Source organism: Actinomadura fibrosa, from assembly GCF_900659615.1.
Taxonomy (GTDB): domain Bacteria; phylum Actinomycetota; class Actinomycetes; order Streptosporangiales; family Streptosporangiaceae; genus Spirillospora; species Spirillospora fibrosa.
On sequence record NZ_CAACUY010000209.1, the window covers coordinates 1 to 15,660 of the forward strand.

Annotated in this window: 12 protein-coding genes and 3 tRNA genes; 8 read left to right on the forward strand and 7 right to left on the reverse strand. The window is 74.6% G+C overall.

Translation table 11 applies throughout. The features are described 5' to 3' along the window. Both E1300_RS38600 and E1300_RS38610 read right to left on the reverse strand, forming a co-directional pair. Window positions 1–2,148 (reverse strand): ATP-binding protein (locus tag E1300_RS38600; RefSeq protein ID WP_131762082.1); only part of this gene is annotated, 2,148 nt, incomplete at its 3' end. Between the two features lie 991 nt (window positions 2,149–3,139). After that, window positions 3,140–4,420, reverse strand: a complete 1,281-nt coding sequence (locus tag E1300_RS38610; protein WP_131762083.1) for a TDT family transporter — start codon at window positions 4,418–4,420, stop codon at window positions 3,140–3,142. 92 nt (window positions 4,421–4,512) lie between these two features. Between E1300_RS38610 and E1300_RS38615 the strand changes: the two genes are divergently transcribed. From E1300_RS38615 to E1300_RS38640, 6 genes are all read left to right on the forward strand, one after another. Next, the gene (locus E1300_RS38615; protein WP_131762084.1) at window positions 4,513–5,409 is read left to right on the forward strand and encodes a LysR family transcriptional regulator; all 897 of its coding nucleotides are present in this window, start codon (window positions 4,513–4,515) and stop codon (window positions 5,407–5,409) included. 35 nt (window positions 5,410–5,444) lie between these two features. Then, window positions 5,445–6,248: a universal stress protein gene (locus E1300_RS38620; RefSeq protein WP_131762085.1), complete on the forward strand. Its 804-nt coding sequence runs from the start codon at window positions 5,445–5,447 to the stop codon at window positions 6,246–6,248. Between the two features lie 158 nt (window positions 6,249–6,406). Then, the gene (locus tag E1300_RS38625) at window positions 6,407–7,384 is read left to right on the forward strand and encodes a CHAP domain-containing protein (protein WP_131762086.1); all 978 of its coding nucleotides are present in this window, start codon (window positions 6,407–6,409) and stop codon (window positions 7,382–7,384) included. 38 nt (window positions 7,385–7,422) lie between these two features. Further along, window positions 7,423–7,495 (forward strand) — tRNA-Gly (locus E1300_RS38630). 26 nt (window positions 7,496–7,521) lie between these two features. After that, a tRNA-Cys gene (locus E1300_RS38635) sits at window positions 7,522–7,592 on the forward strand. 14 nt (window positions 7,593–7,606) lie between these two features. After that, window positions 7,607–7,681 (forward strand) — tRNA-Val (locus E1300_RS38640). 99 nt (window positions 7,682–7,780) lie between these two features. Here the strand turns inward: E1300_RS38640 and E1300_RS38645 are convergent. Both E1300_RS38645 and E1300_RS38655 read right to left on the reverse strand, forming a co-directional pair. Beyond that, a complete protein-coding gene (locus E1300_RS38645; RefSeq protein WP_131762087.1) occupies window positions 7,781–8,716 on the reverse strand; it encodes an NADP-dependent oxidoreductase in 936 nt (311 codons plus the stop codon). 178 nt (window positions 8,717–8,894) lie between these two features. Next, entirely contained in the window at window positions 8,895–9,341 is a 447-nt protein-coding gene (locus tag E1300_RS38655) for a hypothetical protein (protein ID WP_131762088.1), read from the reverse strand. Window positions 9,342–9,558: 217 nt separating this feature from the next. On the opposite strand from E1300_RS38655, the gene E1300_RS38660 reads away from it, so the two are divergent. Continuing rightward, window positions 9,559–10,755, forward strand: coding sequence for a hypothetical protein (locus tag E1300_RS38660; protein ID WP_131762089.1), 1,197 nt, complete (start codon window positions 9,559–9,561; stop codon window positions 10,753–10,755). Window positions 10,756–10,841: 86 nt separating this feature from the next. Here E1300_RS38660 and E1300_RS38665 read toward each other — a convergent pair whose 3' ends face one another. After that, window positions 10,842–11,450 carry a TetR/AcrR family transcriptional regulator gene (locus tag E1300_RS38665; protein WP_131762090.1) on the reverse strand — a complete coding sequence of 203 codons (609 nt, stop codon included), beginning with the start codon at window positions 11,448–11,450 and terminating at the stop codon, window positions 10,842–10,844. Window positions 11,451–11,564: 114 nt separating this feature from the next. Here E1300_RS38665 and E1300_RS38670 point away from each other — a divergent pair, with 114 nt between their 5' ends. Next, window positions 11,565–12,155, forward strand: a complete 591-nt coding sequence (locus E1300_RS38670) for a DsbA family oxidoreductase (protein WP_131762091.1) — start codon at window positions 11,565–11,567, stop codon at window positions 12,153–12,155. Window positions 12,156–12,175: 20 nt separating this feature from the next. On the opposite strand, the gene E1300_RS38675 is transcribed toward E1300_RS38670, so the two are convergent. Then, complete coding sequence (locus tag E1300_RS38675; RefSeq protein ID WP_131762092.1) at window positions 12,176–12,688, reverse strand: hypothetical protein; 513 nt, start codon at window positions 12,686–12,688, stop codon at window positions 12,176–12,178. A gap of 84 nt (window positions 12,689–12,772) precedes the next feature. After that, window positions 12,773–15,562 (reverse strand): protein-arginine deiminase family protein, encoded by a 2,790-nt coding sequence (locus E1300_RS38680; RefSeq protein WP_131762093.1) that lies wholly within the window; start codon window positions 15,560–15,562, stop codon window positions 12,773–12,775. Window positions 15,563–15,660 lie beyond the last annotated feature (98 nt).

Below are 15,660 nucleotides of genomic sequence, written 5' to 3' on the forward strand. Positions count from 1 at the left end.
GGGCGAACCAGGCGGCGCGCCGCCGGATGCGTGGCCGTCCGCGCGTGCGCGGTCGTGCGGGTCGGGGGCGGTGGGTCTCGGGTGCTCGTCCAGGGCCTCCTCGATCGCCGTCTCCAGGTCGAGCTTCGCGCCCGCGTCGAGGGCCGCGCGGAACGCGTCGTCGCCGAGGGTCACGCGCGCCAGCCGCTCGTGGTGCTCGCGCAGCAGGGCGTGCCGGGGGCCGAACATCGACGTGCCGGTGCGGTCGCGCGTCCGGTCGGCGGCGGCGAGCAGCCGGACGCCCGCCACCGCGTCGCCGGTGCCGGCCAGGCAGCAGCCGACCATGTCGAGCACCAGCGCGACGCCGAGGCGGTCGTCGAGGTCGCGCTTGACGCGGAGCCCGGCCCGCAGGTCAGGCAGCGCGCCCGCGGGGTCGCCGCCCATGAGCGTCGCGAGCCCCCGCGCTGCCAGCCCGTAGGAGCGGCACCAGTGCTCGCCCGCGGCCTCCGTCTCCCGGACGACCGCGTCCGCGTGCCGGACGGCCGCCTCCGGGTCGCCCGCCATCGTCCGCGTCACCGCGAGGAACACGTCGGTCAGCGGGACGAGGACGTCCTCGGTGCCGGCGCGGCGGTGGAGGGCGCGGGCCTCCTCCAGGCGCCGTGTGGCGCGGTCCAGATCTCCGGCGCAGAACGCGGCGAGGCCCTCGACCTGGCGGACGTAGCCGAGGCCGCCGAGGTCGTCCTCGGCGAGGGCGCGCCGCTCCGCGCGGCGCAGCAGGTCGCGGGCGGGCGCGAGGTCGTCCTGCATCGCGGCGAGCATGCCCGCCAGCGCGAGGATCTCCGTCCAGGCCCGCCCGGGGCCCTCCGCGCGGCTCTCGATGACACGCAGCGACCAGTGCCGCGCCTCCCCGACCAGGCCCCGCAGCGCGTAGCTGCGGCCGAGGCCGAGCGCGACCGCGACGAGCACGTCGTCGGGGGCCCGGCGGAGCCCGTACTCGACCATGTCGCGGATGGTGGCGCGCTCGCGCCGGAACCAGGCGAGCCTGCTCCGCTGGGCGGGCCCGCGCAGCTCGCCGGCCGCCCGGACGATCACGCCGCTGAACAGCTCGAACGCGCGGGCCTGCACCGCGTCGGTCTCGCCCGCCTCCGCCAGCCGCTCCGCGCCGTACTCGCGCATGATGTCGAGCATCCGGTAGCGGACCGTTCCCTCGCGGTCGACGCGCAGCACCACCGACTTCGCCACCAGGCCGGCGATCAGCTCGAAGATCCGCTCGGCGGGCAGGCCGGCGTCCGCGCAGACCCGCTCGGCGGTCTCCAGGTCGACGTCGGCGGCGAACACCGACAGCCGCGCCCACAGCAGCCGCTCGCCCGGCGAGCACAGCTCGTGGCTCCAGTCGATCGCCGCGCGGAGCGTCTGGTGGCGGCGCAGCCCGGAGCGGCGGCCGCGCATCTGCGGGAGGCGCCGGTCGAGCCGGTCGACGATCTGCTCGACCGACAGGGCCCGCAGCTGGACGGCGGCGAGCTCGATCGCGAGCGGGATGCCGTCGAGGCGGCGGCACAGCAGCGCGACGGCGGCGCGGTTGGCGTCGGTCAGCGCCCAGCCGGGGACGACGGCGGCCGCGCGCTCGGCGAACAGCGTCATCGAGTCGCAGGTCCGCGCGGGGCCGCGGGCGCCGGGCTCGGGGCGCGGCAGCGGCGCCACGACGAGGGTGTGCTCGCCGGGGACGTCGAGCGGCTGCCGGCTGGTCGCGATGATCCGCAGCCGGGGGGCGTTCTGGAGCAGCACCTCGGCGAGCGTCGCGCACGCGTTGACGAGGTGCTCGCAGGTGTCGAGGACGAGCAGCAGCTCGCGGTCGGCGAGGTGGTGGACGAGCGCGTCCGGCGCGCAGGACGGGGTCTGGTCGGGCAGGCCGAGCGCCTCCCCGACGGCCCGGGTGAGCAGGCCCGGCTCGCGGAGGGCCGCCAGGTCGGCGAAGGCGACGTCCTCCCCGGCCGTGGCGCCGAACCGGGCGGCGGCCCGCAGCGCGAGCCGCGTCTTCCCGACGCCGCCGGGGCCAGCGAGCGTGACGAGCCGGCAGCGGTCGAGGAGCCGGGCGATGTCCTTCAGTTCCTGCCGGCGGCCGACGAAGCTGGTCAGCTCCGCCGGCGGCCGTACCGAACGCGGTTCCACCCCGTTGCCCGGCAACACCGCCGCCTCTGCTCTCGTTCTGCCGGACGGAACCGGCAGGTCCGGGGACGACAGCCCGATCGTACCCGCGCGTGAACGGTTCGCAACTAATCCATTACGTGGAGCGTCAAAGCGAGCGGCAGGGAATACTCCTCTTCTGGACTGTTTCGACCACGATTGGTGCCGCCGGGCGGCGGGGACGGGGACATCGGGTGCTCATCGGGCTGGTCACGGCGGTCGCGGCGTCCGCCTGCTACGGGACGGGATCGGTGCTCCAGGCGCTCGGCGCCAGGCGGTCCGCCGACCGCGAGGCGGCGCGCGCGGCGGCGGTGACGGGATACGGCGGGCCGAGCCTGTCGTCCACCGCCAAGGCCGTCGTGACGTGGGAGTTCATCGTCGGCACGGTGCTGGACGCGGTCGGCTTCGGGCTGGGGGCGCTGGCGGCCAGGCTGCTGCCGCTGTTCCTGTCCCAAACGATCATCAGTGCGAACCTCGTCGTGACGGCGGTGCTCGGCGTCTGGGTGCTCGGGGTGCGGCTCGTCCGGCCGGAGTGGATCTCGGTGGGCGTCGTCTGCGCGGCGCTGGTGATGCTCGCGGGCGCCGCGGGCCACGAGGGCGCGGGACGGGTCCCGCTCGCCGCGCACTGGGCGCTGCTCGGCGGGTCGGCGCTGCTGGTCGCGGCCGGGCTGCTCGCCGTCCGGCTGCTCGGACCGCGCGCGGCGATCCCCGCCGGGCTGCTGTCCGGGCTCGGGTTCGGCGCGGTCGGGGTCGGCGTCCGCATGCTCAACGGCGCGGACCCGTTCAACCTGCGGGACATGGCGGGCGACCCCGCGCTCTACGCGATCGCGCTCGCGGGCATCGGCGGCATGTACTTCCACACCGTCGCGCTCCAGATCGGGTCCATCAACGGGGCGACGGCCGCCCTCGTCGTGGGCGAGACGGTCATCCCCGGCATCCTGGGCGTGGTGTGGCTCGGCGACGCGTCCCGTCCGGGCTACGCGTGGCTGGCGCTCGTCGGGTTCGTCCTGGCCGTGGCCGGGGCCGTCGCGGTCGCCTGGTTCGGCAACCCCCCGGTCCACGCGCGGGAACGCCCCGGCGACGAGCTCGCGTCCGCCACGACGTCCTGAGCGACGGCGGGCCGCGCGCCGGCGCGGGGCGCGGCGGGCAGGAAGAGGCGGCCGCTCAGCACGCCCTGGACCGTCCGGTAGCCGGCGACCGCCCACGCCGCCAGGAGCAGGCCGTAGAGCAGCACCGCCAGGCCGGCCAGCGCGCGCAGGCCGGTGACCGCGGACAGCCCGGCCGCGCCCGTCACGCACGTCCCGACGGGGAACGTGAACGCCCACCAGGTCATCGCGAACGGCATGCCGCCGCGCAGCGCGCGCACGTTCGCCGCCGCCGCGAGCGCCAGCCACAGCAGCGCGAACCCCATGACCGGCACCCCGTACAGGACGGCGAACGCCCGCATCGCCGCCGCGAACTCCGGGACCGCCCGCTCCGCCTCCACGGCGATCCGCACCACCGCCGTCGTCGACTGCCCGAGCGGGCCGAGGACGAGGAACAGCGTCGGGACCAGCGCGGCCGGCACCGGGCCGCCCCCGGCGAGCCGGCTCCAGATGCCCGGCAGCAGGACGAGCGTCGCGAGCGCGCTCGCGCCGAACATCGCGGCGCAGCCGTACAGCAGCGTGGCGCGCGCCTCCCCGGCGGGCAGGTGCGGGACGAGCGCCGGGCCGAGCGCCGCCGCGACCATCGGCGCGACGACCGGCAGCAGCCACGTCGGGTCCGTGCCGCCCGGCCCCGGCCGGTACCGGGTGACCATCAGCAGCGGGACGCCGACCGCGACGGCCAGCGCGTAGACCGTCCCGAGCGTCCAGAGCAGGGCGTCGATGGCGACCGCCGCGCGCGTCCCGAGCACCTCGGGGCCGAGCGCCAGCGTCCCGTACCCGACGGCGAGCAGCGCCATCGGCGGGCAGCCGTAGAACACCGCCGCGGCCGGGTCGTCCAAGAGCCGGCGGACCGCCACGTCCCGGTGCCGGACGAGGTGGACGGCCCGCGCCGCGGCCACCACCGCGAGCAGCGCGAGCGACAGCGCCCACACCGCGACGGCGAACGCGTGCAGGCCGGGGAGGTCCACCGGCAGCGCGTCCGCGCCGTTGGCGACGATCGCGGTGCCCATGACCGCCGCGTACCAGTTGGGTCCGAGGTGGCGGAAGAGCTCCGCGGGACGGTCGAGCGCGCCCAGGAGGGTGCCGTGCGGGGATGCGGTTCGGGAGCCCATGCGTCCAGCCTGCGTCCGCCCCGGCGGCGTCGGTAGAGGTCACCGGCCTATGGGGGCATAAGGTCACCTTATGGCCGCCCTAGGATGGGGCCATGGCCGTTTCGCACCGCGTGCCCGATCTCGGCGCCCTGGAGCTGCTGCTCGCCGTCGTCCGGCTGGGCAGCCTCGGGCGCGCGGCGGCCGAACTGGGCGTCACCCAGCCCGCCGCGAGCTCCCGCATCCGCTCGATGGAGCGGCAGATCGGCGTCCCGCTGCTCGAACGGTCCCCGCAGGGCTCCCGGCCGACCGAGGCGGGCGCGCTGGTCGCCGAGTGGGCCCGCCAGGTCGTCGGCGCCGCCGAGGCCCTCGACGCCGGGCTCGCGGCCCTGCGGGAGCGCCGCGACGCCCGGCTGCGCGTCGTCGCGAGCCTCACGGTCGCCGAGTACCTCATGCCGGGCTGGCTCGTCGCGCTGCGGGCCGCCCGCCCGGACGTCGCGGTGACGCTCCGCACGGCCAACTCCACCGCGGTCGCCGAGCAGGTCCGCGACGGCCAGGCCGACCTCGGGTTCGTCGAGGGCACCCGGACCCCGCCGGGCCTGAACGGCACCGTCGTCGCCACCGACCGCCTCGTCGTCGTGGTCGCGCCCCGGCACCCCTGGGCCCGCCGCCGCTCCGGCGTCACCGCGGCGGAGCTGGCCCGCGCCCCGCTCGTCCTGCGCGAGGAGGGCTCGGGCACCCGCGAGGTCCTCGACCGCGCCCTCGCCGCCCACGGCGGGACGGCGCCGCCGCTGCTCCAGCTCGCCTCCACCACCGCGCTCAAGGCCGCCGCCGTGTCCGGCGCGGGCCCCGTCGTGGTGAGCGAGCTCGCCGTCGTGGACGAGCTGGCGAACGGGCGGCTGGTCGCCGTCCCGGTCCCCGAGCTGGACCTCGGCCGCCCGCTGCGCGCGATCTGGCCCGCCGGCCGCCGCCCCGCCGGCCCCGCCCGCGACCTCCTCGCCCTGACCCGCTGAGCGATGACCCGCCGCGCGCGGGGAATGCTCCCCGCATGATCGGACAACACGTGCTGGCCGGATACGCACCCGGCGCGGGCGGCCGCGAGGCCCTCGCGCTCGCCCGCGCCATCACCGCGCTGACCCGCGGCCGGCTGAGCGTCGCGGCCGTCCACCCGCCCGGCCTGCCCGGCGCCGAGGGCCAGACCCGGGCCCTCCTCGACCAGGCCGCCGCCCTGCTCGGCGGCACGCCCGCCGACCTCCACGTCCAAGAGGGGCGCAGCGTCGGCCGGGGGCTCACGCTGCTGGCCAGCCGCGTCGGCGCGGACCTGATCGTCGTCGGGTCCCCGGACGGCGGCCCCCGCGGCCGCATCGGCGTCGGCGCCGCCGCCGACCACCTCCTGCACTCGGCGACCGAGGCGGTGATGCTCGCCCCGTCCGGCTACGCCCCGCCCGAGGAGCTCGGCCGGATCACCGTCATGTACGTCCGCCGCCCCCAGTGCGACGAGGCCGTCACCCGCGCCGCGCAGGCCGCCGAGGGCCTCGGCGTCCCGCTCCGCCTGGTCACGCTCGCCATCGGCGACGTCAACCCCGAGCCCCTCCGCGACGACCTGGCCCTCGCCATCCGCCTCGCGCTCGACTCGTCCGGCCTCACCGCAGGCGACGTCTCCGCCGAGCTCGCCCGCGGCGGCGACGTGGCGGACACCATGGACGACATCGGCTGGCCGGACGGCGAGCTCCTCGTCTGCGCGTCCAGCGAGGACGCCTCCGCGCACCGCGTCTTCCTGGGCGAGGTGGCCCTCAAGGTCCTCCGTGCGGCGCCTTGCCCAGTAACCGTCCTCCCGAGGGGCTACTTGTGAGTAGTCCGTTTTGACCGCTTGCGCGGAACAACTTGCCGCACCCTTTTTACCTCGGCTACATTCCATCGAGATCGGAACGTGACCTTGGAACGCGGCACGCCGGTCGATCATCCCCGGTCGGGCGTCACCCTGCCCGAACGAGCACGGCATGGAGCGTGATGGACCCGATCGGCAAGAAGCTGCTCGACGTGGCCAAGGCCCAGCTCGGCTACACCGAGAAGGGCGACGGCTACACCAAGTTCGGCGACTGGTACGCCCAGAACATCGACGGCGACCACGACGACTACTTCAAGACGGCCCCCTGGTGCGACATGTTCCTCGCCTGGGCCGCCGACAAGGCGGGCGTCACCGAGCAGGCCGGGCAGTTCGCGTCCACCGTCGAGCACGCCAAGTGGTTCAGGAAGCACGACGCCTGGGGCACCGCCCCGGAGCCCGGTGCCATCGTGTTCTACGACTGGAACGGCTCGGGCGACATCGACCAGATCGACCACGTCGGCATCGTCGAGAAGGTCGACGGCAAGACCCTCCACACGATCGAGGGCAACGCCGACGGCTACAAGCTCATGCGCAAGACCCGCGACATGGACACCGTCGTCGGGTTCGGCTACCCCGGCAAGATCAAGGTCGAGGCCAAGTACGCGCCGAAGCACGCCGCCCCCGCGCCCACCGTCGACAAGGTCGGCGCCCCCGCCGCGCCCGCCGCGTCCGTCGCCCGGCATGAGCACGAGCCCTCGGCGGCGTCCGAGCACCTCCCCGCCCAGGAGGCCGTCCTCGGCGGCATCCTCGCCTTCGTCCTGTGCGGCACCGTCGCCCTCGCCGCCGGCCGCGCCGCCGCCGCGAAGGCCCCCACGACACCCCCGATCCGCGTCCGCAAGCGCGGCAAGCACCACCGCCCCTCGACCCCCGTCGCCCTCCCGGCCGACGTCACCCCGGCCGACCTCGACGCCGCGGACAAGGTCACGACGATGATGCCCGCCGTCTCCCTCGCCGCCGCCCACGCGGCCGAGGACCGCGAGTTCTGGGGCCGCATCGCCCACCTCGAAGAGGACCAGGAGCTCGCCTTCTGGAACTCCCTCCACGCCGAGACCACCGACTCCGAGGCCGCCGCGTACGCAACCACTCCAGGATTCCGCTAGAGTTGTCATGCGCCCCGGGGGAACCCCGGAGCCGGCACGCGGACGTGGCTCAGTTGGTAGAGCATCACCTTGCCAAGGTGAGGGTCGCGGGTTCGAATCCCGTCGTCCGCTCTGAGAGGCCCCGAAGGCCTCGCTCTGGTGGAGTGGCCGAGAGGCGAGGCAACGGCCTGCAAAGCCGTGTACACGGGTTCAAATCCCGTCTCCACCTCGTAGTACACGCAAGGGCGATTAGCTCAGTGGGAGAGCGCTACCTTGACACGGTAGAGGTCACTGGTTCAATCCCAGTATCGCCCACCACGCACGACCGGTTCGCGAGCCTCTCCTCGACTTCGGGGAGAGGCTTTCTTCGTTGCTGAAGAGGGCCTGGGAGACTGCCGCCTCCCAGGCCCGCTCTCCCTAGAACGTGAGCACGAGCCTGCCGCGCACGCCGCCGGCCTCCAGGCGGCGGTGCGCCTCGGCGGCGCGGGCGGCCGGATAGGTGTCCGCGACCCGGAGGGTCAGCTCGCCCCGCTCGACCAGCGCGCGGAGCTCGTCGAGCTTGGCGCGCTCCTTCGCGTACTGCCGCACGAACACGCGCTGGTAGGTCACGCCCCGCTCCGGCTCCCCGGCGAAGCCCCGTACCGTGGCGATCCGCCCGCCGTCCGCGACCGCGCCGATGACCTTGTCGTCCAGCACCGCCCCGTCGGCGAGCCCGTCGACGCCCTCGGGCACGGCCTCGCGGATGCGGTCGGCGACGTCGTCACCGCGATCGACGATCAGGTCCGCGCCGAGGACCGCGAGCAGGTTCCGGTCCTCCTCAGAGGCGTCGGCCACCACGCGCAGCCCCTCGGCCTTCGCCAGCTGGACCACGTAGCCGCCGTAGCAGCCGGCCGCGCCGGTGACGGCGAGCGTCTGCCCGGCGTTCAGCCCCAGGACGTCCAGGGTCAGCCGCGCGGTGAGCCCGTTCATCGGCAGCGTGGCCGCGGCGACGTCGTCCACGCCCTTCGGCACGCGGACCACCGACTCGGCGGGCAGGACGACCTGCTCCGAGTAGCCGCCGTGGGACCCGCCGGGAACGACGATGCCCATGACGTGCTCGCCCACGGTCAAGGACGTCTCGGTCTCCGGGCCGATCTCCTCCAGGACGCCGGCGATGTCCATCCCGGGCACCACGGGGACGCTGGGCCGATCCGCGTCGTCGCGGGCACCGCTGCGCACCCCCGTGTCCGTCGGGTTCACCGTCGCCGCGTGCACGCGGACGCGCACCTGCCCGGCACCAGGCTTCGGGTCAGGCAGCTCGATCTCGTGCAGGACGTCCGGACCGCCGTACTCGGTCACACCGATAGCTCTCATACCCGATACCAATACCTTCCCCGGCTGGGGCTATTCCGGTCCCAGCCGGTGAGCCGTGCCGGGTCGGACGGTAGGTCAGCACCTGCGTGTGGCCGTCGAACGTCCGGGCGTGGAGCAGTTCAAGGCTCCCGGCACCATGCGCAGCGGGTCGCGGTGGAAGTTCCTCGCCGTCTGGCTCCTACTTGCCGTGGCGGGCTTCGATGGCCTTGACCGTCCGGCTCAGTTGCCTGCCCAGGACCCGCTTGCCGACGATCCCGATGACGAGCCCGACCAGCCGTCCCTTGGCGTTCTTGCCCTCCCGGACCACGACGACGTTCACCTCGGTCGTCCCGTCGGGCCGCCGCGTGAAGGTGTAGGTGTGGCCCGAGGCGCCGCCCCACGTGTTGGAGTCGGTGGTGGTCAGGACGACGCGGTCGGGATCGGACCAGTCGTAGTGCAGGCGCTCCCAGATGGCGCTGGAGCCCTCGGTGACGTCGGCCTCGGTGGCGCCCTTGTGGTGCACCTTGAGCTGCTCGTCGGTGCTCAGCCCGAACAGTTCCGAGCGCCCCGGCCCGAAGTCGGTGAGCCCGGCGACGAACTGCTCGGGTGTGGCGGTGGTCGTCTGCTTGAGATGGATCGTCGGCATGCGTCCGCCCTCCCTGCGCGCAGCGTCCGTCGCTGCCTGCCCACCATCTTCGCGCGGTTCGGTCGGCCACGGAGGTGCTCTACGGCCTCAAGGCGGACGACCAGATCGGGCGCATAGTGGAGCTGGACGACGACACCGTCTCCCGCTGGGGACCGAGGATCGTCGACTTCGTCAGGCGTATCGCGCGAGCGCTCCGAGAAGTGAGATGAGGACGGCCATGGCGACACGGAGATCGATCCTGCGCGGCGGCCTCGCCGCGGCGACGGGCATGCTGGGGCCGACCGGGCGGCCGGACGACCCGGTCACGCGGGCACCGGCCGGCGCGGCGCGGACCTCGCCGCAGCCGCCGGTGCTGCGCTCGAAGGCCGCCCTCGCGGCGCGCGGCCTGCGCGAGCCCGGCGTCCTCGCGACCGCGCTGCCGATCCAGCCGAACGGGACGACCTACCAGATGGCCCAGTCGCTGGCCTGGCTGGACTCCCGGCACTTCGCCGTGGGGCGCTGGGACGGCTCGATGAGCGTGTTCGCGTTCAACGCCTCCCCGTCGGCCGGGCCGGTGATCGACGTGGCGGTCAACAGCCCCGCCGAGCAGGGCGTGCAGATGGTGGCGCGGCTCACCGGCCGGTCGCTCGCCACGTCCAACGACGACCGGTCGCTGGTCGTGTGGACGTCCGGCCCCGGCTGGCGGTCCCTGCGTCCGAGGATCGTGCCGTACGAGCCGCGGCTGGGCGTCGCCACCAGCGCGCACATCGTGGAGCACTCCGGGCACCGCGCGCTGTGCGTCGGGCACACCACCGGGTGGCTCTCGATCTGGTCCGTCGGGAGCGGCGGCGGGATCGCCTTCCGGGACGCCCTCGACCTGCGCAACCCGTCCCCGGTCAACCCGTGGGACCTGCACGACATCCGGGCCGTGAAGCCCTTCGACGGGGGCAAGGCGGTCACGGGCTCCGAGGACGGCTACGTGTGCGTGATCGACGTCCCGGCCGCCAGGGTGCTGTCGCGGACGGTCTTCAACCCGTCCGCCCAGCGGGGGATCAACGACCTCGACGTCCAGGGCGACGACCTGCTGGTGGTCAACTGCTCGGTCGGGAAGGACGACGACAACCTCTGGTGGTTCGCGCTCGACCGCGGCACCTGGCGTCCGGCGCTGAAGGGGCGCGCGAACCTCCTGGTCGACGAGCGCAGGCCCCAGGCCTTCGCGTTCAACGTGGTGTGGGCCGCCTACCCGCCGGGCCGGTGCTGGTTCGTCTCCACCGAGGAGGGCGCGCTCTGGATGGGCACCGCCGACGCGGCGCTCGACGTCATCGGCTACCAGGCCGTCACCAGCCCGCTCGGGTCGGCGCTCGGCTGGAACACCGACCCCGGCCGCCTCGCACTGGTCTCCTACGACCTCTACGAGTTCACCACCGGCATCTGAAGCGCCCGCTCCGCGGAGGCACCGTCCGGCGTTCGCTGATTCGCACGCGGCGTGCGCACCAAGGCTCGCGGCCGCCGCGCCGCTGTTCACTCGGAGCGCGCGCGAGTGCTTTCGGCGGGTGGGGCCAGGCCGGTGAAGGCCAGGTCGACGATGGCGTTGATGTGGGCGTTGTCGGCGGTGCGCGTGGTGAGCAGCCGCCGGTAGTAGGCGGCGCCGTAGAGCAGTTCGGTGACCAGGTCGGGGTCGGCGTCGGGACGGATCTGGCCCGCGCGCTGGGCGCTCCTGATCCGGTCGGCGGCGGCGCCCGCGAGGTGGCCGATGAAGCGCTCCCAGAGGGCCCGGTGCAGTTCGGGGTCGTGCTGGGCCTCGCCGATCAGGGCGCGGTAGTGGGGGAAGACGTCCGGGTCGCCGAGGATGCGGGAGGCCGCCGCCATCTGCGTCTTGATGTCGGCGAGGAAGTCGCCGGTGTCGGGGAACGACGCGTCCAGCCGCCAGGTGGACAGCAGCCCGTCCAGCAGCACGGCGGCCTTGGACGGCCACCAGCGGTAGATCGTGTTCTTGCCGACGCCGGCGCGGGCGGCGATGCCCTCGATGCTGAGCTTGCGGTAACCGACCTCCTGGCACAGGTCCATCGCGGCCTTGATGACGGCGTTGGCGGCCTCTTCGCTGCGGCGCTCGGGACGTCTGGGCGACATGCCCCCAGCATAGCGCTCAGACGGCACGGAACGTTCCGTATTGACTTTGCCGGACGGCACTGGGCATCCTGAAGCGGCACGGAACGATCCGTGCCGCCAGCAAGGGATCAGGGCATGAAGGTAGAGATCACCCACGACATCGCCTGCGCGTGGTCGGCGCTCGGCTACGCCCGCTTCCGGCGGGCCGCCGCGGAGCACAGAGCCCGCGGCGGCGACCTGGAGGTGGCCTTCAGGCCCTACAAGAGCGCGGACTGCCGGGCGGGGGCGCCGGTGAGCGGCGCGCCCCGGCTCGCGTCCGCCGGGCAGGCCGAGCGGCTCGTGCGGGCGGCGGCGGCGGACGGGCTGGACATCCGGTTCGACCGGATCGTGCCCGCCGCGACCTGCGGCGCCCACCGGCTCATCGCGGCGGCGGCCGAGCAGGGCACGGCCGAGGACATGGCCGCCCGCCTGTACCGCGCCTACTTCACCGACGGTCTCGACATCGGCGACGCGGGCGTGCTGCGGGGCCTGGCGTCCGCGGCCGGGGTGCCCTGGACGGGCGGCGAGGCGGACGAGCGGCTCGGCGCGGGCGCCGCACGGCCCGGTCGTGCGGCGGGTCCGCGCGTGCCGGTCTTCCGCTTCCCGGACGGGACCGTCCTCGTCGGCGCGGTGTCGCTCACGATGCTCCAGGGTGAGCTGAGGCGGGCCGTGAGCGTCACCGCCTGATCCCGGGAACGTTCGTCAGGTCACAGGCACGCCCAGCAGTAGAGCCGGTCGCCCGCCTGGCGGGCGCGGCGGGCCAGGCCGACGAACTCCTTGGTGATCTCCAGTGCGAAGGCCGCGTCCATGGTGCCGTCGAACTCCTCAATGCGGGTCCAGTCCTCGGCGACGGACGGCAGCGCGGCGTCGTCGGCCCCGGCGAGCGCGTCACGGACCCGGTCGCCGAACTCCTCCAGCCACGGCCCCGTCTGCCATGGCGAGTCCTCGGGCAACCGCTCCGCCTCGTCCAGGGTTCGGGGCTTCGTCTCCTCCGGCGGCCACACGAGGCCGGACTCGATGAGATCGACGCTCCACGGCACCCCGAGGACGAAACCGACCAGCTGGCCCAGGATGACGTGGGGGTCGATGCCCTTCGCGTCCAGTGCGTCGAGGCCGGCGCCGACGGTCGTCGGGCTCGCCGGGACCCCGTCCTCGTCGAGCAGCAGCCGGAGGGCCGTCTCCCCGTTCGGAGCCCGGAAGTAATCGAACAGCACGCCCATGCCGCCTGCTCCGTCCACACCTCGGTCGTCACCGTCGCGCGGAGCGTACCGGCGCCCACCGTCAGAACGCCTTCGGACGGCGGGTCAGCGCCACCACTGGAGGGTCGTGGGGGCGGCGCGGAGCACGTTCGTCCCGCAGTGGATGGAGCCCAGGCGCACGTGGTAGTACCACGCCTCCACCCAGCTCACCCGGTAGCCGAGCTGGTCAGCGACGGCTTCGGTCCACGCCTCGAAGAGGTCGACCTTGCGTTCCGGGATCTGGAGCTTCCGCCAGGCGCTCCCCCTGAGGAAGCCCCGCGAGTCGAACGCACCGGGGTTGGCGCGGACGATCTGCTGCCGGATCTCCGCGCGGTCGGTGCCCTTGGGCCAGCCGTCGAGGAAGGCGGAGGTGAGCTTGTCGGCGTCGTCCCCGGCGAGGTCGCCCGCCACCGAGCCGGCCCGCGCCCAGAAGACCGTCCGGTCGAGTCCGCGGGCGCGGAGCCACTGCGGAGTGAACCGCGACGCCTTCGCGTCCGGCACGTCCTTGGCCACCGCCCGCAGGACGCGGGCCGCGGCCTCGACGTCCATCCGCGGCCCGTGCGGCCGCGGGACCAGCAGCCACGGCCCGGCGACCTGGAGGTTCGCCAGGTTGGGGGTGAAGGCCGCGGTCTGCTCCGACAGCGCGGACCGGTCGTCGAAGATGACCGGGATCTTGAGGATGGGAATCGCGCCGTACTCGGTGGTGAGCTTCTCCTCCGCCTCGGTGAACTGCCCTTTCGCCGGGACGGACGCGCCGTTCGGGTCCGTCCGCGACGGGGCGGGCTCGGGGTCCTCCAGGTCCTCGTTGGTGCCGTCGCGGAAGTGGTCCAGCTCGAAGATCGAGAGACTCGCCGGAAGCGAGGGCGTGGTCGGCCGCCAGGGCGAGTCGGGCAGCGGGAGCGGGGAGTTGGTGGGGATCGGGCCGCTGAGGGCCCGGTACATCGTCGCCATCGACAGGTAGATCTCCGGCGGCTCGATCGGCAGCAGCTGCCCCTTCTCGTGCTGGTGCAGCCACTGGAGCCCGCGGAGCAGGTGCGTGACCGGGTTCGCGCCCTCGTAGGTGAGCCGCGCGCCGACGATGGGCGCCCAGTTCTTGTAGCGGGTCAGCTCGCCCGGCGACAGCCCGGCCATGAACTCGCGGCGGGCGGCCTCGACGATCCGCAGCGCGACGAGCGGGGACGAGCGCAGCACCGCGCCCGGCCGGCCCTGCGGCTCGCGCAGGTCGGGGACGAAGGCCAGCATCTCGTCCACGTGCCCGACGTCGAGCCAGCTGGTGTCGACCTCCAGCACCCGCTGCCGACCCTGCGACTGCCCGCGCAGGAAGGCGAGCAGCTCGGGGTCCATGTCGGTGGCGGTGGACCCGTCCGGCTGCGGCGTGGTCTGGTTGCCGACGACGACCACGCCGGCCGGGGCCTTGGGATGCGGCGGGCCGACCTCGATGTTGCCGCCGAAGTTGTGGCTGGAGTGCCACTGCTGGAGGCGCTTCTCCAGGCGTCTCACCTCGGCCTCCGCCATGAGGAACTCCTGCTGCGGCAGCTTGCCGACGGCCGGCAGCCGCAGCCGGAGCTGGGGCGCGCCCTGCGGGACGGGGATCTCCCGCCGCACGTCCTCGACCTGCTTCTCGGCGTTCTGGACGAGCCGTCCGAGCCTGTCGTGCTGCTTGAACCAGGGCGAGTCGGGCCGTTCCACCGCCGCCTTGGCGACCTGCTTCAGCCGCCCGGCCAGCGCGGGCAGCTCGTTGCGGGCGCGGAAGAACTCGACGGTCGCGTCGCCGAACACCGCGACGGTCGTGTTCAGCTCGACCTCGGTGCCGATCCGCGCGATCGACTCGAACAGCTGGCGGCGCAGCATCTTCACCCGGATCATGATCACCAGGGCGCGGTCGCTGCCGACGAAGCCGAGCCGCCCGGTCGTGCCGTCCGGGGAGGTGATGGTCAGGCCCCGGTCCCAGAACGCCTGGCAGAGCCCGAGGCCCCGGCTCGGGAAGTGGCCGGTCACCGTCGAGCTCAGGTTCGGCGCGACGACGCCCTGCGCGGCGTCCGAGCGGGTGCGCGGCGTGTGCAGCAGGACCCGCAGCGGGCCGCCGGGCGTCTCGGTGAAGCCGAGCTGGTACTGGTCCTGGATCCAGCTGTCGCCGCCGTGCGCCTCCATCGGGATGAGCGTCAGCGGCACGCCGGCCTGCTGGAGCGCGGCCCGCACCTCGGCGACGGCGGGGCCGTTGTCGTCGAGCGGCCTGGCCGGGGCGTCGGCGGTGACCTCGCACATGTACATCCGCTCCAGCGCGCCCGCGTTCCCGATCAGGACGAACGGGGACACGGTGAACAGCACCTCGTCCTCGACCACGGTGCCGGCCGGGTCGTCGCGCTCCAGCCGGACGGCGACCCGCCCGCCCGGCGGCGCGGCGGGCGGCCCGCTGAGCACCGCGGTGGCCGGCGGGACGGCCGGCAGGTCCACCGCCTCCAGCGCCAGCCTGCGCGGGAACGGGCCGTCCGGCAGCCGGTGCCGGACGCGGTCCCCGGCCCGGACCCCGGCGAGCCGACGTCCGGTGGCGTCGATCACCGCGCAGCGGGCGGCGTCCGCGCCGTCCAGGACGACGAACAGGGCGCCGGGGGCCGCGCCGACCTCCTCGACGAGGAGGTCGGCGGGATCGTCGTCCGCGGCCGTCTTCACCGGCAGGTCGCGGTCCAGCCCGACGGGGTCGCCGGGGGTGACCGCCGCGGGCAGCCGCCGGGCGTCGCTGTCCAGGTTGGCGCGGACCAGCGCCCCCGGCGGCGCCTGGCGGCGGGCCCATTCGCCCGGACGGGCGGAGAGCCGCCCGTCGCGGTCGTAGTCGGCGTGTAGGCGGTAGGCGGCCATCAGCCGTCGCTCACGGCCTCGTGCCCGGCCCCGACGGGCGCGTGCTCGGGCTCGGGCGCGGCGGGCGCGTGCTCGGGCTCGGGCGCGGCGGGGAGATC

What these genes read in the sequence shown, in the direction of transcription:
- E1300_RS38610 (WP_131762083.1), bottom strand. Translation starts at nt 4,420, where the DNA reads ATGGGCTCCCGAACCGCATCCCCGCACGGCACCCTCCTGGGCGCGCTC.
- E1300_RS38615 (WP_131762084.1), top strand. Translation starts at nt 4,513, where the DNA reads ATGGCCGTTTCGCACCGCGTGCCCGATCTCGGCGCCCTGGAGCTGCTG.
- E1300_RS38620 (WP_131762085.1), top strand. Translation starts at nt 5,445, where the DNA reads ATGATCGGACAACACGTGCTGGCCGGATACGCACCCGGCGCGGGCGGC.
- E1300_RS38625 (WP_131762086.1), top strand. Translation starts at nt 6,407, where the DNA reads ATGGACCCGATCGGCAAGAAGCTGCTCGACGTGGCCAAGGCCCAGCTC.
- E1300_RS38645 (WP_131762087.1), bottom strand. Translation starts at nt 8,716, where the DNA reads ATGAGAGCTATCGGTGTGACCGAGTACGGCGGTCCGGACGTCCTGCAC.
- E1300_RS38655 (WP_131762088.1), bottom strand. Translation starts at nt 9,341, where the DNA reads ATGCCGACGATCCATCTCAAGCAGACGACCACCGCCACACCCGAGCAG.
- E1300_RS38660 (WP_131762089.1), top strand. Translation starts at nt 9,559, where the DNA reads ATGGCGACACGGAGATCGATCCTGCGCGGCGGCCTCGCCGCGGCGACG.
- E1300_RS38665 (WP_131762090.1), bottom strand. Translation starts at nt 11,450, where the DNA reads ATGTCGCCCAGACGTCCCGAGCGCCGCAGCGAAGAGGCCGCCAACGCC.
- E1300_RS38670 (WP_131762091.1), top strand. Translation starts at nt 11,565, where the DNA reads ATGAAGGTAGAGATCACCCACGACATCGCCTGCGCGTGGTCGGCGCTC.
- E1300_RS38675 (WP_131762092.1), bottom strand. Translation starts at nt 12,688, where the DNA reads ATGGGCGTGCTGTTCGATTACTTCCGGGCTCCGAACGGGGAGACGGCC.
- E1300_RS38680 (WP_131762093.1), bottom strand. Translation starts at nt 15,562, where the DNA reads ATGGCCGCCTACCGCCTACACGCCGACTACGACCGCGACGGGCGGCTC.